Source organism: Candidatus Methanomethylophilus sp. 1R26, assembly GCF_001481295.1.
In the GTDB taxonomy this organism is placed as follows: domain Archaea; phylum Thermoplasmatota; class Thermoplasmata; order Methanomassiliicoccales; family Methanomethylophilaceae; genus Methanomethylophilus.
In genome coordinates, this window is record NZ_LOPS01000029.1 from 1 (window position 1) to 14,410 (window position 14,410).

At 62.4% G+C, this 14,410-nt stretch carries 21 protein-coding genes; 17 read left to right on the top strand and 4 right to left on the bottom strand.

The features are described from left to right. Nucleotides 1-86: 86 nt before the first annotated feature. The 17 genes from AUQ37_RS06045 (at nt 87) to AUQ37_RS06110 (ending at nt 12,568) form a co-directional block, all read left to right on the top strand. Nucleotides 87-1,409, top strand: a complete 1,323-nt coding sequence (locus AUQ37_RS06045; protein ID WP_058747832.1) for a putative Ig domain-containing protein — start codon at nt 87-89, stop codon at nt 1,407-1,409. Continuing rightward, on the top strand, nt 1,367-1,528 hold the full coding sequence (locus tag AUQ37_RS09995) for a hypothetical protein (RefSeq protein ID WP_157844307.1): 162 nt from the start codon (nt 1,367-1,369) through the stop codon (nt 1,526-1,528). The genes AUQ37_RS06045 and AUQ37_RS09995 overlap by 43 nt, the downstream gene beginning before the upstream one ends. A gap of 29 nt (nt 1,529-1,557) precedes the next feature. Continuing rightward, complete coding sequence (locus AUQ37_RS06050) at nt 1,558-2,223, top strand: InlB B-repeat-containing protein (protein WP_058747833.1); 666 nt, start codon at nt 1,558-1,560, stop codon at nt 2,221-2,223. Nucleotides 2,224-2,506: 283 nt separating this feature from the next. Continuing rightward, nucleotides 2,507-3,526: a hypothetical protein gene (locus AUQ37_RS06055; protein WP_058747834.1), complete on the top strand. Its 1,020-nt coding sequence runs from the start codon at nt 2,507-2,509 to the stop codon at nt 3,524-3,526. Then, nucleotides 3,487-4,359, top strand: coding sequence for a hypothetical protein (locus AUQ37_RS06060; RefSeq protein WP_058747835.1), 873 nt, complete (start codon nt 3,487-3,489; stop codon nt 4,357-4,359). The genes AUQ37_RS06055 and AUQ37_RS06060 overlap by 40 nt, the downstream gene beginning before the upstream one ends. Then, on the top strand, nt 4,356-5,666 hold the full coding sequence (locus tag AUQ37_RS06065; RefSeq protein ID WP_058747836.1) for an InlB B-repeat-containing protein: 1,311 nt from the start codon (nt 4,356-4,358) through the stop codon (nt 5,664-5,666). Before AUQ37_RS06060 ends, AUQ37_RS06065 begins: the two co-directional genes overlap by 4 nt. A 1-nt stretch (nt 5,667) precedes the next feature. Beyond that, on the top strand, nt 5,668-6,675 hold the full coding sequence (locus AUQ37_RS06070; RefSeq protein ID WP_058747837.1) for a hypothetical protein: 1,008 nt from the start codon (nt 5,668-5,670) through the stop codon (nt 6,673-6,675). Further along, nucleotides 6,672-6,926 carry a hypothetical protein gene (locus AUQ37_RS10000; RefSeq protein ID WP_157844308.1) on the top strand — a complete coding sequence of 85 codons (255 nt, stop codon included), beginning with the start codon at nt 6,672-6,674 and terminating at the stop codon, nt 6,924-6,926. Before AUQ37_RS06070 ends, AUQ37_RS10000 begins: the two co-directional genes overlap by 4 nt. After that, on the top strand, nt 6,863-7,507 hold the full coding sequence (locus AUQ37_RS06075) for a hypothetical protein (protein ID WP_058747838.1): 645 nt from the start codon (nt 6,863-6,865) through the stop codon (nt 7,505-7,507). Before AUQ37_RS10000 ends, AUQ37_RS06075 begins: the two co-directional genes overlap by 64 nt. Beyond that, on the top strand, nt 7,504-7,662 hold the full coding sequence (locus AUQ37_RS10005) for a hypothetical protein (protein ID WP_157844309.1): 159 nt from the start codon (nt 7,504-7,506) through the stop codon (nt 7,660-7,662). Before AUQ37_RS06075 ends, AUQ37_RS10005 begins: the two co-directional genes overlap by 4 nt. A gap of 108 nt (nt 7,663-7,770) precedes the next feature. Beyond that, nucleotides 7,771-8,550: a hypothetical protein gene (locus tag AUQ37_RS06080; RefSeq protein ID WP_058747839.1), complete on the top strand. Its 780-nt coding sequence runs from the start codon at nt 7,771-7,773 to the stop codon at nt 8,548-8,550. Beyond that, entirely contained in the window at nt 8,507-9,073 is a 567-nt protein-coding gene (locus AUQ37_RS06085) for a hypothetical protein (RefSeq protein WP_157844310.1), read from the top strand. The genes AUQ37_RS06080 and AUQ37_RS06085 overlap by 44 nt, the downstream gene beginning before the upstream one ends. Next, nucleotides 9,070-9,810 carry a hypothetical protein gene (locus tag AUQ37_RS06090; protein ID WP_058747841.1) on the top strand — a complete coding sequence of 247 codons (741 nt, stop codon included), beginning with the start codon at nt 9,070-9,072 and terminating at the stop codon, nt 9,808-9,810. Before AUQ37_RS06085 ends, AUQ37_RS06090 begins: the two co-directional genes overlap by 4 nt. Before the next feature lie 11 nt (nt 9,811-9,821). Beyond that, the gene (locus AUQ37_RS06095) at nt 9,822-10,151 is read left to right on the top strand and encodes a hypothetical protein (protein ID WP_157844311.1); all 330 of its coding nucleotides are present in this window, start codon (nt 9,822-9,824) and stop codon (nt 10,149-10,151) included. 94 nt (nt 10,152-10,245) lie between these two features. After that, nucleotides 10,246-10,923, top strand: a complete 678-nt coding sequence (locus tag AUQ37_RS06100; protein WP_058747843.1) for a hypothetical protein — start codon at nt 10,246-10,248, stop codon at nt 10,921-10,923. Further along, nucleotides 10,920-12,122 carry a hypothetical protein gene (locus AUQ37_RS06105; RefSeq protein ID WP_058747844.1) on the top strand — a complete coding sequence of 401 codons (1,203 nt, stop codon included), beginning with the start codon at nt 10,920-10,922 and terminating at the stop codon, nt 12,120-12,122. Before AUQ37_RS06100 ends, AUQ37_RS06105 begins: the two co-directional genes overlap by 4 nt. Beyond that, entirely contained in the window at nt 12,086-12,568 is a 483-nt protein-coding gene (locus AUQ37_RS06110; protein ID WP_082662444.1) for a PIN domain-containing protein, read from the top strand. Before AUQ37_RS06105 ends, AUQ37_RS06110 begins: the two co-directional genes overlap by 37 nt. Before the next feature lie 145 nt (nt 12,569-12,713). On the opposite strand, the gene AUQ37_RS10010 is transcribed toward AUQ37_RS06110, so the two are convergent. From AUQ37_RS10010 to AUQ37_RS06125, 4 genes are read right to left on the bottom strand one after another with little or no spacing between them, the layout of a single operon-like run. Beyond that, nucleotides 12,714-12,890, bottom strand: coding sequence for a hypothetical protein (locus AUQ37_RS10010; RefSeq protein ID WP_157844312.1), 177 nt, complete (start codon nt 12,888-12,890; stop codon nt 12,714-12,716). Next, nucleotides 12,891-13,472 carry a hypothetical protein gene (locus AUQ37_RS06115; protein WP_058747846.1) on the bottom strand — a complete coding sequence of 194 codons (582 nt, stop codon included), beginning with the start codon at nt 13,470-13,472 and terminating at the stop codon, nt 12,891-12,893. It abuts the gene before it with no gap. Between the two features lie 27 nt (nt 13,473-13,499). Then, entirely contained in the window at nt 13,500-13,886 is a 387-nt protein-coding gene (locus AUQ37_RS06120) for a hypothetical protein (RefSeq protein WP_058747847.1), read from the bottom strand. A gap of 19 nt (nt 13,887-13,905) precedes the next feature. Then, nucleotides 13,906-14,220, bottom strand: coding sequence for a helix-turn-helix transcriptional regulator (locus tag AUQ37_RS06125; RefSeq protein ID WP_058747848.1), 315 nt, complete (start codon nt 14,218-14,220; stop codon nt 13,906-13,908). Nucleotides 14,221-14,410: the final 190 nt, after the last annotated feature.

Below are 14,410 nucleotides of genomic sequence, written 5' to 3' on the forward strand. Positions count from 1 at the left end.
TACAAAATCTTTTTGATATTCTATTTAAGTCTTTCTTTTTGCATCACTTCTCCCCATTCATATGCTCTCGATGCGTCCATTTTTCAATGAGACACAGATCTGTCATCATCGCAGTCATCGCCGCGCTTGCTCTCGCGAGCATCGCGGCAGTGGCCGCCGACCACCTCTCCGAGGATTCGGACGCAACCTACGCGCAGGATTACGGGACGATCTACCAAGTGAATCTCGCTCCTGGATTCTCTTACACGTACACGCCCAGCTATCCGTCGGACCTCTCGGTTACCACTACAATTGAAAAATACGAAAGCACGGGCCTGGCCGCGTCCATGTCCGGCAACACTCTCACCGTGACCGTCAAGGACGGTATCACCTCCGGATCCTACGATGTGGTCCTCAAAGCATCAACCTCTACCGGCGGCGTCACGCAGACCGCCTATCAGCACATCAGGATCAATGTCGTCTCCGGGCTCTCTGTATCCGGGTCAATCAACGATATCATCAAAGGTGCCAGCATCAACTTCACGCCCTCCGGAACCTCCAGCATGGGGACCGTCACCTGGGCTGTCAAGTCCGGCACCACTCTGCCTGCAGGGCTCACCCTCTCCAACGGCAAGGTCACCGGGACCCCGACCGCTCTCGGATCGCAGACCGTCTCCCTCACTGCGACCGCCGCAGGCCAGTCCAAGGACCTCATCGTAACGTTCACCGTCTATTCCAAGATCGTCGGCGGCTCCGCCCAGACGATCACCTCGCACGGCAACACTGTGAGCTCCACTGCCATCTCCAACGGATCCGACATCGGGGTCACATGGGCGGTCACCTCCGGCACCATTCCGACCGGATTCTCCCTCAACTCCTCCACTGGGGTGATCTCTGGAAGCTCCACCGCCTACCAGTCGACAACCGTCACCATCACCGGGACCTCTCACAGCGGACCGGCGCAGACCGCCACCAAGCAGATCACCGTCAGGTCCGAGCCCGTTCTGTCCCTGAACGGGCCCTCGTCTCTGATCACCTATCCGGGGGCTCCCGACAAGACCGCGGTCTTCACCGCGACATCTGGGACCTCCGATATCACCTGGTCGGCCAGATTGGTCGTAGGTGCCTCCTTCTCCTCCGGCACCGTCACCGTCACCGATGGCGCATCCGCAGGATCCGTGACCGTCACCGCCAAGACCGCCTACGGCCAGACCGCGACGAAGACGCTCGCGATCACCAAGGAGGCGTCCGCTGCAATCAGCGGCGACGCATCCCTCGGTACGACCGTCGGCACCGCTGCCACGCAGACCTACACCTCCACGTCGGAGGGGCCTGGGCCGTCTCCGGAGCTCCCGCCGGGACCACCGTCAGCATCTCTTCCGCCGGCGTGCTCTCGGTCTCCGGGAGCTCGCCCGCGATATTCAATCTGACCATTACTCACACGACGCCTGGGGGCCAGTCGGTGACCAAGACCGTCAGCTGCAGCATCATCTCGCAGCTCGTCTTCACCTCTCTCCCGTCGTCCGGCGTGATCGCTTACGAGGCCTGATTAAGAAAAAAAATCGACAAGAAAAAGGAATGGAAATGAACAGAACGATCAACATCAAGAGCTTCGCGGCGCTGGCGGCCGTCATCATGGCCGCCGCCGCGATGGCGGCGTTCCTCCCGTCCGATGACGCGGACGCCGATGCCGAGACCTACGACACCGATCTCGGACAGAAATGGAGCATGAGGATCCAGTTCGTCTTCTCCGGCAAGGATGCGCAGAGCATCGAATGGGACTTCGGAGACGGCACCGAGCACAGCACCGAATGGAACCCCCTCCACGAGTACGCGAAGACCGGCACCTACTACGGCAAGCAGACCGTGAAGAACCCCCTCGGCACCGACGAGATGACCTTCAGGATCGAGGTCATGGGATACCCGACGATCGCCTTCGACAGCAACGGCGGGTCCGCCGTCGAGACCATCAAGTGCACCTCCTTCGGGCAGATCGTCTCCGCGCCCGAGGCCCCGACGAAGGAAGGGGCAGAGTTCGCCGGATGGTACGCCGACAAGGCCCTCACCCAGGCCGTCGATTGGAGCCAGGGCGTGAAGAAGGCCGTCACGTACTACGCCAAGTGGACCAGCGGGGAAACCTCCGAGGCCGGGTCCCATACCGTGACGGTCATGGACCGCGACGGGAACGTCCTCAAGACTACACAGTCGCAGACGGGTCCAAGATCTCAGAATCCGAGGTCCTGAAGGACCTGGCCAAGGACGGCAAGGTCCTGTCCGGAGTCTACACGGACAAGGACCTCAAGGACAAATTCGACTTCGGGACCGCAGTCACGGCCGACCTTGCCCTCTACGCGAGCTACACCGACGTCACGCACCCCGAGGATTCCTCCGACTGGGCCGTCATCGGGCTCTTCTTCGCAGGGGTCGTGGCCATCATCGCCTTCGCGTTCGTTCGCCACCCCGCCGTCATCATCGCCGGCATCGCGATGATCGCGCTTGCCGCGCTCATCCACTTCGGGGTGATCGCATGGTGAACGGGAACAGAAACGCCCGCAGCACGTGGACGGCCTTCGCGGCCGTCCTGCTGATGGCCTTCGCGGCCTTCGGCGCCGCGGCCGCGGTAGCCGAGGCCAATGACAGTGATGCATCAGTTATCACAGAATCCAAGGTTTATGCACTGCAAAGGGGAGAGGTCGCAACCGTCATGGGCATATACGACAGCGGAACGCTGGGTGATTACACCTACTCTCTCCCGAAGGGATTCTCAGTCACAGGCACTAATCAGAGCAAGGTGCACATCACTTGCGATCAGACTGTCGCCGATGGCAGTTACACCGTGATGATGAAGAGGACGGTCAACGGCACAGAGTACTCGAGATCACACACAATCTGCGTTAATTCCGACTATACATCATCCGGCGGTGCTGATGCCGATTACTACCGGGGCGCAGTCGGCAAGCCGATGGATATTGCCGTCCGTGCCGGCGACCCAGGCTATCCCATCTATGTCGCGGGCGCAACACTCGATGAGGGCAGACTGGCTCCGGGGATGTCGATGAGCCATGATGACTATGACCTCACCGTCTCCGGAACACCAACGGCGGCCGGACTGTATGTTGCAAAAATCACAGTGAGTGTGACATCCGATGATGGCGACGGGGTCGATCAGCGCGTCATTATCATGGATGTGAAGGCAGCACTCGCCGTCCCTGATCAGTCGGTCGCCGCCGGCGGATCGGTCTCCATCAGCACCGGCGTCCCCGGAATCACCGTCACCGGGCAGGACTGGCTGCATGTATCCTCCGACGGGAGGATCTACGGCACGGCGCCCTCGGCCCCCGGGCCCTACAAGGCGACGGCGCACTATGGGGGCCAGTCCGATGAGTTCACGATCACCGTGGTCTCCGCTCTGACGTTCGTCAGCACGCCGTCCGCGGGCGCTTCGCCTATGAGGGATGATCCGTGCCTTCTGCCTGCCGCGCATCATGCCTGCACAGCGGCGCCCGTATGGGGATCCTCGCCGCCGCGATGCTCCTGGCGGTCATAGGGGCCGCCGCCGCGGCCGACGGCTGGGATGGCAGCGACGCCGATGCAGGCTCCTCGCCAGCGATCTGCACCGTGACGATCAACCCGGGACCCCACGGGACCGGCAACGCCCTTACATGGAAGGTGCTGGCCGGGAACTCGGTGGAGCTCCCGACGTCGGCCTTCGCCGCGGACAGCGGCAAGTACTATCTGGCGGGATACTCCGCATCCAGCGGGGGATCTGCAGCATATTCCGCCGGCCAATCCCTGAAGATAACGGCGGACACCAACCTCTGGGCAGTGTGGTCGGAGCCGGAGGACTACGACTATCTGCAGTCCGATCCCAACGCCCCGGCGTCCGGGACCGCCGACGCCACATGGAACTACGAGCCCATCAGCAAGGGCACGTACTCCGGAGGCAACCCGGGAATGTGGGCCGCCATGGCGGAGGCCCTGAGCTACTCCCACGGCCTCGCCGTGGACAGCATGCCGGACTGGATGACCATGACGCACTCCGAGAGCTGGAACAAGGTCAGCTTCAGAGGCTCCCCGACCGGTCCTGGGGTATGGCTGGTGCAGGTGCATGATGAGCATACCGGCAAATTCTCCATCTGGTGGACGGTCACCGTCAAAGCGTCATCGGACTCGACGCATGCGCTCACCTTCAGCGCCGGTTCCGGATCCGGCAGCTACTCGGTGCCCCGCGGGCCGAGGGGACCTGCACGGTTCTCCCGGCCTCCGGGTTCACCAAGGCCGGGAGCACCCTGGCGGCCTGGAGCACGCAGATCTCCGGGCAGACGGTCTACTATCCCCTATCTGCGGTCTACACCTTCACCGACAGGGATGCGGTCATGACCGCCTACTACGCGCCGGACCAGGGGGTCCTGGTCTTCGACGCCGCAGGGGGCATCTCCGCCTCCGGAGCACAGGCGTATATCGTCCAGTCCGGCGGCGTCGTCACGCTTCCCGCTTCCGGGTACACGATGCCCGGCCACACGCTGATCGGATGGCGCTACTCCAACGAGCCTTCGGGGGCGGTGTACGCCCCCGGCTACCAGCTGCCGGTCGCCGCCGCGACGCCGTCCAACTCCATGTCCGCCGTCTGGGCGCCCGATTCCGCCGGCCTCGTCAAGGTCACGTTCGGCCCCAACGGCGGCACCGCGGGAGGCCCCGGGTCCGTATCCGCTCCCGCAGGGACCAAGATCGCGCTCCCGGCCGTCGGCCTGACCAAGGCCGGTTACACCTTCCGCGGATGGAACACGGAGGCCGACGGGTCCGGGGACGCCTATGACAGGGGGGCGGCCTATACCGTCGGCTCCTCCCCCTCCTCCGTGTATGCCGTCTGGACGGCCGCCGCGGCATCCGACACGCACACCGTGTCATTCCTCCTCAACGGCGGCAGGGGGACCGTTCCTCCGCAGTCCGTCCCGAACGGCTCCCTGGCCTCGAAGCCGGCGGACCCGACGCTCGACGGGTACCTGTTCAAGGGATGGCAGCAGCTCGGCGGTTCCGCCGGCCTCTTCGATTTCAGCACCCCGATAACCTCCGACGTTTTCCTCCGCGCGATATGGCAGAGAGCGATCCAGGTCTCCGTCGAAGGCCTGACCGTGGGCGTCTCCATCGATCAGAGCGCCCCCGGCACAGGGTATGCGCAGATCCTCTGGGGCGACGGGTCCCCCGCGCAGGCGTTCTACCGCCAGACGACAAAGGCCATGGCGGCCGGGTCCTCCGGCACCCTCACTGTCACCCTCAGCACCGGCCAGAAGATCTCCGCCCCGTGGTCCGTGTCATCGTCCGCAGCGGCCGACTTCACAGTGACCGTCATGGACGGCGGCACCGTCTACAAGGCCTACAAGGTGGCCTCCGGCGGGGAGCTGTCCAAGAGCGCGGTCCTGAAGGACCTCGCCAGGGCCGGGAAGACCGTCTCCCTGAGCACCGATAAGGCAGGCGAGAACGAGTACGAATGGGGCGCCGTGACCGGCGACCTGACCCTCTACGCGCACTGGTCGGACAGCTCGGATGCCGACATGACCCTTTGGGCGGCCGCTGCCGCCATATGCGCCGTTCTCGCAGCTGTCGGGTACATCTACACGCGCAGCCCCTCCGTCCTGGGCCTGACGATCGCGCTCGCGGCCGCTGCCGCGCTCATGTGGGTGATATGAAATGGAACACAGGAAATGCAGCGCGGCCGCGATGGCCGCCGTCCTTATGGCCGCGGCGCTCTGCTGCGCCCTCCCGGCGCTCGACGACCGGGAGGCCGATGACAGCGACGCCGATCCGGTCACGATATCGGCTACGGCGATATTCGCAGTAGGATTCGTCCTCGGCGCGTGCGCCAGCGGAGCCGCGACCTATGCGATCATGAAACATCTGGAAGACAAGCAGGACGAGTTCCGCGATGCTCTCCGCACAGGGGAGGCCAACAGGATCTACTCGATCGTCGAAACGGCAACGGCCAGTTACACCAACTCGCTCTCCAACTACTCCCAGATATGGTCCCTGACCTCCGAGCACTGGATCCGCGAGGCCGAACTGGCGGCCTCGGTCCTCTGGGCGGAGGGTGAGGAATACTCGCCACAGAATGTCATGGCCCAGTCCGGGATCTACTCGTCCAGCGCGATGATGCTGGCCAATGCCGTCGCCGAACCGAACGCCATCTACAGCGCGATCGCCGGCAACATCGCGGCATGGGTCGAGGACCCGACCTACAACGAGAAGATCGTCACCTCGTGGGTCTACGGCCCCGATTCCCTCGGCTCCGGATCGTCCTGGTCCGGCACCGAGGTCTGGGCGGCGGCCGTTCCCGCATCGGCATCCGAGGGCCAGGAGGTCTATGTCGGCGCCGGGGGATACCTGGAGTGCTTCGGCGGGAACTCCACCGCGGCAGGCCCGGAAGGGATCGTCACGCTCCCGTCCGGCACGCAGAAGGAGGTCCCCGAGGGCATCTACACCCTGGCGGCGGGGGCCACATACGTATCCGACAGGATGCTCCCCGTGATCGCTCCCGACTCCGCGTCCGTGGTACCGGGCATCATCATGTCGGCGGGCGGGGCGCAGAGGCTCGCCCTGTACGATCCGTCCTCCGGCAAGGTCTCGGTGGGCGGGACATCCTATGACGCATCGGGATCTCCATCAAGGCGGCCGGCGGGGATGCGCTCACCGTCAGCATGACAGGCGAGCTGGAGCGCCGCCACGGCCTGATGTCCGCGGTCGCCTCCACGATGGGCCAGGCCGACGGCTCGGCATGGGCCGTATGGCAGATATTCACGGACGCAGGCTCGGCCAGCGCCTACCTGACAACCCTCTCGGTCCCCAACGAGTACGAGGATATCGGGATGACCGCTTCGCAGAGAGGATCATGGCCGTGCTGTCCCTGCAGGAGCTCGCCGGCTACTGGAACAGCACCGGCGGCTCCCTGCTGAAGGAATACAAGGTGACGGGCGGCAGCAACGCCCTGTTCATCCGCGGGGACATCATGGACGGCCAGGGCAACACCGTGGCCAAGGACGCCGTCTTCACCCCCTACTACCGCGTGAATGACGACAGGATCGAGCTCGGCAGCAACACCCAGCACCAGGCCGCGACCGTCGCCGTATGGGCCAGCGGGTACACCGGGACGCTCAGCGCATGGGGCCGCTCGACCGACAGCCCGTTCCTGATCACCTCCCAGTCCGGCTACGTCTTCGACGCCGCCGAGATCGAGTACGGCGGGGAATCGGTGAGCTCAGCAGACCTCGATGTCAGGCAGATCGATTATATCGATCCGGAGAAGATCTCCGTCTCCCCGACGCCGACGCCGCCCGCCGGCGGAGACGATTGGACCAAGATGATCATCATCGCGTTCATCGTCCTGGCAGTGCTGCTCGCCTTCACCGGCATCACGCACGGCCGCCCCGAGCTCGTCGTCATAGGGATCATCGCGGCCGCCGTAGGCATAGCGGGCGCGGACACGATCAACGGGTGGATCGTCGACGGGTTCAGCATCGGGGGGCTCCTCGGATGAGCGCGATCGGTATCGACATGGTTCTCGAATACGGTCCGACCCTCCTCCGGGTGAGCCTCCTCGCGCTCTGCGCCTGGCATCTCTGGCAGCGCAACGTGGCCAAGAGCATCCTGTCGCTGGGAGCGTGCGTGGCGACCTTCATCCTGGGGTGGTGAAACACGGACGCTTACTCCCTCCTCCTGGCCGCCGGCGTCGCCCTCGCGGGCGTCGTCGTCGGAGCCCGCGTCCAGCGGGCGGCCCGGTTCATCTACCCTCTGGACTTCATGACGCTGGCCATCGCGGCGTTCATCCTCGCGGACCTCTTCCTCGGCATCACCGGAGTGGATGCCATCTGGTACGCCGCCTTCATCCTCGGTTACATCGTCGGCTACCTGATCGTCGGGAGGACCTCCTACATGATGCTCTGGACCACGGACCTGGCCAACAAGGAGCTGAGGATGGTCCCCCTGGTCACCTGGACCGAGGACGGCCGCCAGTACCTCCAGAAGCAGAGCAACAAGGCCCTGTTCCGCCGCCTGGTGCTGGGGGTCCGCCACGACATCGTCGCCAACGTGCCGCTGGAGGACGACTGGTACTCCGTGGTCAAGTACCCCGCGTTCCCGCTTTTCCGGAGATGCGTGGTCGTGGCCGAGGCCGTCGACACCTGGTGGGAGCCGCAGCATCTGTTCTGGAAGTTCAGCGCCAAGCACTACGTCACGAACATCCAGATCGCCTATGCGGGCACCGTCAGCAAGCTCCAGCTCGCGCAGGACGAGGAGTCCCTGGAGGAGATGCAGGACCAGAACAACCGCCTGATCCGCGAGATCCGCAACCTCCGGAACCAGCAGGGCCTCGCCCTGATGGAGATGGAGCTCCGGATGGAGCAGGCGAGGCTGGCCGCCAAGCCGGTCAACAGGATGTTCGAGATGCTCTCCAGGAGGCCGCAGCCTCCGAAGGAGGCCAAGGATAAGGAAAAGGGCACGCCGGAGGAGACGGCGAAGATCAGGAAGGAGGTGGACGATGCCACAGCAGACGACGAAGGCGGGGCTGAAGCTCAATCGTGAGCTCCGCAAGGCCGTGCATAGCGGCGACCAGTACGAGGAGTACAAGACGACCTACCAGTACAACCTTGGCTACATGGCCTGGGTCAGGGAGATCATCTCCAGGATGGAGGCCGAGATCGACGCCTACTACGCCGACGGCGGGACGCTGGAGGTGATCGACGAACACGACTGGCACCTCGTCTTCGGGGAGACCGAGATGGACATCAGGCTGGATGACGACGGCAACGTCCAGGAGTACACCCGGCGGCACGTCCACGGCCACATGCCGGAGGTCCGCAGGATGCAGATGATGTTCTTCGCGGCCAACATGCTGCCGATCTACAAGCAGATCCTCGACACGGTCCAGGAGTGCCAGAAGGACCTCGACGATGCCAACATCGTCAAGGGCCTTTCGGAGATCCGCGAGATCATACGCGGCGACAAGTACCTCACCGTGGCGGCCGTCTCCGGCGTCGGGATCTCCGAGGAGGAGGACATCGACCCGTTCAAGATCTTCACCGACGACGGGGGCGATTCGCTTTGATAGCCGCCTCAGGACGCCTCCATTTCGCCCGCGACGAGCCAAAGGTCCGCCTCACCATGGACGACATGTTCCCGTCATGGACGGCCAGGGATATCACCAGGGACCTGCTCAAGAGGTTCCTGCTCCCGGTCCCCGAGGGGCGGCAGGTGGTCAAGGCCAGCATGTGCGTCGTGGGCGGCCAGGGATGCGGCAAGTCGGTCTTCTTCGAATGGCTTGCCGGGCTGGTCCGGGACAGGTACGGGGAGTCCCGCGTCCACATCATCTACACCGACGACATCCGTGTGGCCATCAGGATGATCGACGACAGCCCGGTCCAGCTGCTGATCATCGACGATGCCATGACCTGGGCGTCCAGCCGCCAGGTCTTCAAGCAGACCGACATCCTGGCCGACTACAACCGCTCCAGGCACGTCTTCGAGGGGCGCCTCCGGGGGAGGCCCGGCGTCATCCTCTACTGCTGGGGATGGCAGCGCTTCGGCGAGCTCGACCCCGCCTTCCGCCAGTCGGATGTGCTCGTCTTCAAGTCGGGCATCTCCGAGAAGACGGAGCGGGCCAAGATCCAGGAGTTCGTCGGCCCGGTCTACATGAGCTACCTCTGGAAGATCTGGGACCGCATCAGCCGCGGGGACAACGCGGCGAAGAACACCTCCGTCGGGGTGATCGCCTCGCTCCCGCAGGCGCGCGGCGTCGGGATCTTCCGCTCGCATTCGCCGAGGGAATCCTCCCGCCGATGGTGAAGCACGAGGACGTGTTCACGGACGACGAGGAGCAGGACGCGGGCCCGGATGTGGGCGGCGGCCCATCCGGGGACGCTCCGGATGGCGCGCAGACGCCCGATCAGGCCGCCCCGGAGACACCGAAGGGGCCCGACACCATCCGCCGCGCCCGCCGCGACCCTGCATGGGCGCGCCGTATTAGAGTTTGGGACTACAGGCAGGCGCACCCCCGGATGACCAACAAGGCCATGGCCAAGAACCTCGGCGAGTCACCGAGCTACGTGGCCAACGCCATCAGGCAGGTCAGGTCGCTCATGGGCGACGGGCCGCCCCCGGAGGATCCTCCGGAAAACGGGCCGTGAAAAACGGCTGGTCGCGCGTGCGCGCGTCACGCGCGTATAATAAAAATCAGGGCCGAAAGCAGACGGAAGCAGAAACAGAAAGGAAAGCGAGAACATGGCAGCAGCAGAGAGCACCAAGAAGAAGAGCGGATGGCTGGCGAGGATCCTCAGCGATGAGGCGGCGGCCGACCGTGCGGACGAGAGAGCGAAGAAGGCATCCGCCAGGGAGCAGAAGAGGAAGGACGCCGAGGCCAAGCGCAGGCTCAAGCTTGAGAAGCAGGCGGCGCAGAACAGGCGGTATGACGCCGTGACGCAGATCCGCAAGGAGCGCGGCGGCGCAGGCCTTATCATCGTCTTCGCGCACAGAGACAGTCCGCCCGAAGGCAGGAGCAGGAAGAAGGCCGTCAGGACGGACTCCCGCAAGGCCGTCGACGCGATGAAGCGCAGCCTTCGGAGCCAGTACTCCGGGAGCACTGAAAGCCGCAACAGGGCCTACGCCGCCGATGTGGACGCCCAGAGGGGCGGCCGCCCGGTGAAGGACCTCCCCCAGTCACAGCAGAGGTCCGCGGTGGAGAAGGCCACCATCGAAGGCGGGCTCGGCGCCGTCTACTACGACGACCAGTACGCCTGGATGTACAAGCACGGCATGGCCAAGACGCCGCCTGGAAAGGTCGATAGAAGCAGCGAGGAGTATCTGGCCACCGTCAGGCGCTATGAGAAGCTCGCCGGGCGCGCCGGGTACGAGATCTACTCCGAGAGCCAGAAGGGGAAGAAGTCCAAGAGGCGACCATGACCGGCAAAGCTCCGAAGGCGCCTCCGACCGCTCATGAGCTCGCCAAACGCGCCCGTGCCCGCGGAGAGCGGGCGGCGGCCGTCGACTACGACAGGCTGGCCTCCAGGACCTTCCCGGAGGACCTCACGCCCGAGCAGGCCGCCAGATGGAGCCGCCATCCCGACCGCTACGATATCGAGGGGATCGATACCCCGGGCCGTCCGAAGCGCAATATCGGAGGCCGCAAAGGGGCCAGGGCGGCCGCCCATCGGAAGATCGCGGTCTACGGCACGAAGGACGAGGAGAGGATCGTCAGGGACACTCTGGACAGGGACTTCACCGCCGACGAGCTGAAGAAGATGGCCGGCAGGGGGATGGACGTCTACGTCCGCCCGATGGCCGGCAGAGAGGACGGCAGGACCTCCGGGAGGACCATGCAGATCGACCGGTACCGCGCCACCGAGAGGACGGTGATCCACGAGGGCATCCATGCCCTCAGGCGGAACGACGGATCGCGCAGGGGGGCTTCCAGGTCGGTGCTCCGGTCCCGGGGGCGCATGGATGCCGATGCCAGGTCCATCGAGGAGAGCCAGACGGTAGCGGAGCAGATCGTCCGCGAGCATGGGTCCGGGACTGCGGACCCCTACTACTGGAGCGTTCCGGTGAAGGACAGGAAGACCGGGCGCTGGCGCAGCCCGACCGATGCGGAGGCCGAGAGGATGTACCGGGAGGATGTGAAGCTCCTCTCGAAGCAGAACGACCCATCCCGGGCGGCCGATGACCTCTGGACGCAGACAAACATCTCCAGGCTCCGCCTGGGAAGGAAGCAGGCCGTGAACGCGGCGGCCGAGAGGGGCATGATCGGGCGCCGGGGCGGATCTCCCCGGAAGGCCGCGGTCAGGAAAACCGCCCCGCCGGTACGCAGATCCCCCAAGATCTCCCGCGAGGAGGAGTACCGGGACGCCATGGCGTACGCCGAGGAGGAGCGCCGCGATGAGCTCGTCAGGCAGATCATGTCCGAATACTCTGCGAAGCAGATCGCCGACAAGCTCAAGCGGTACTCCGGAGGCGACATGGGAGAGACCGCGGCGGTCTACATGAACAAGAAGCACGGCGCGGAGAAGCTCGCCGAGTACCTGGAGTACGCGAACGGGCTGGCCGAGGACCCCTCGATGCGCCGCGGATGGCTGGAGCACAGGGCGAAGGGGCGCAGGAAATGAAGGGAAGGATACGTCCGAAGAAAGAAAGAGTTGCGCCCGATACCAACATCATTGTGTCTGTTTTGAAAAGAGAGCCAACGTCTAAAGTATCGAAAAAAGCGCTCAATAAGATGAAACATCGCGATCATTTCATTCTATTGGGAACCGTGTATGATGAGATTGGGGTAAGCAAATCAAGCAGATTGAACAAAGATGAGAAAAAACGTTTCAGAAATTTTTCAGAAAAGAATCGCAGCAAGGTTATCCGGAAAGATTCAAGCAAAACGGACATTGAAAGATACAAGTCTGTCAAGGGGAACGATCGCAAAGTACTGGATGAAGCAAAGAAATCGAATGTGGACAGGATCGTCACGATGGACAAGAAATTCTCTCGCAATGATGGAAAATACGGAATCAAATTGTCCTCGCCTAGCGAATATCTGAAGAAATTCAAGAGGAAGAAGTAAATAGTGCCGAAAGAGATAATCAATCGCTCCCGCGAGGGTCCTTCGGGATTAACGTGCGAAACAGGCATGGGTGTGCGCGCCCATGTCCGCGGGAGCGCCTTTATTTCATTCTCTCTAGCCCTTTTCCTTCTAAAAAGGTCAAAGATCATTTCTTTTTCTTGTTCGCGTTTGATTGGGAAACAGATCTTCCTTTATCGTGGAGCTGCTTGTTCCGTTCTTCGATCACTTTTTCTGATCTGCCTTTGAGCGGCGTGTACCCCGGCGGCTTTCTTCCCATCCAGGTCAGTCCATCGTCTTTCTTTCTCTTCCTCCATCCGAACAATCAGGTCACCTCCGTGATCGAGAACAGCAACAGTCCCAAGATGAACAACGAGACCTGGAATCTTAAGGCTATTGAAAGGGTGTGTATGATGTGGAGGGAATCGTCGAGCGCTTTGTATTTCTCATTGTAGATCTCCAGCATGATCTCGTAGTAGGATGACCCCTCGTAGTACAGGCTGTTCATCTCCTCCGCTGGAATCCCCGTCGGGATATCCAGTGCATAAAGGACGATGGCAGCTCCAATGATTATGCTGGAACCTATCAGCAATAAGGTCAGGATGCAGGTTGGGGAAGAGTCGTATGAGGAAAGGACCTCGATGAAAATGACTGCGATGAACGCCATCATTATTCCGGACTTCTGCGCCATGAGCCCTATATTGGATACTCCTTCGCTGTTTTGGTTATCCATCTCCGAAATCATGGCTGCAAGGGCGTTCCGATCATCCTCATTATCGTATTCCGCCAGTATTTGATCGGATAACTTTCCCTGGTTTTGAGCCCCGATGTCTCCGGAAATCGGTTCGGTTTCAGGATCGATCGCTGGATCCCCGCTCTCCGCGGTCGAATCGTGATCTGCCTGCATGCAGCTCCGCATGGCCGCTGTCTGCGGTCAGGGCCTCTCCCGGGGCTCGGGCTCGTTCCCGCCGTTCATCTTATCGATGTAGACGAGCGCGACGCTGCAGCTCTTGCAGCCTCCCGAGCAGGCGATCCCCCCATCCATTATCGTGCAGCGCCCCTTCTTCACGTACATGGTGTTAGCGGTGTAGTAAAAGGCGGATAGGATCGTCCCCACGCCGCATGTCATGAGGAACATGCCCAGCATCAGGATGATGAAGGAGCGTATGGCATCGTCGTCGCTCCCGCGCACGTCCATGAACTGCACGCTGTACATTATCACGGCCAGCCCAATCAGCAGCACGACGGCCCCGACCGCCGCCCTGCCCCTGTTGCATTCAGCCTTCGTATCTCCCGGATTCAATTTGAACTTCGCTGACATTCTGTTTCCCCCGAAATTGTCATTTCGCCTCAGCCCCTTGTGCCAAAGATGTATCGTAATCTGTCGGCAGATCACCGCCGCTCTCGAACTGCCGCCAGAGGCGGTAAAAGCGCATCCCGTCTTCAGTTAAGTTGTAGAATTTCACCGTGCGCCCAACTGATTCTGTCCTAACGGAGATCAGGCCCGCCTCAACAAGATCTTCCAGACGACGGAATTTAGTACCCCTGGATGGGGGGCGGACGATAACCGACTGATTGCAGCCAGGGTTATCTCCAATGGTCATCAAGATCTCAATCGAACACGGGCGAGAGATCAGTTCGCGCAAGTCAGTCATTTACCATTTATCGAATTTGGCAATAAAATCACATATTTTCCGTTTGTTGAAATGGAAATTATAAATATATTCAGTTTCCGAAAACGGAAATCAATAAATATGCTCCGTTTCCATAAATGGAAACAACAAGGGACGCCGAAGGAAGACGGTGAAAGCTTAGTGCATCCATCCATCATGGAGGCGCGGGCAA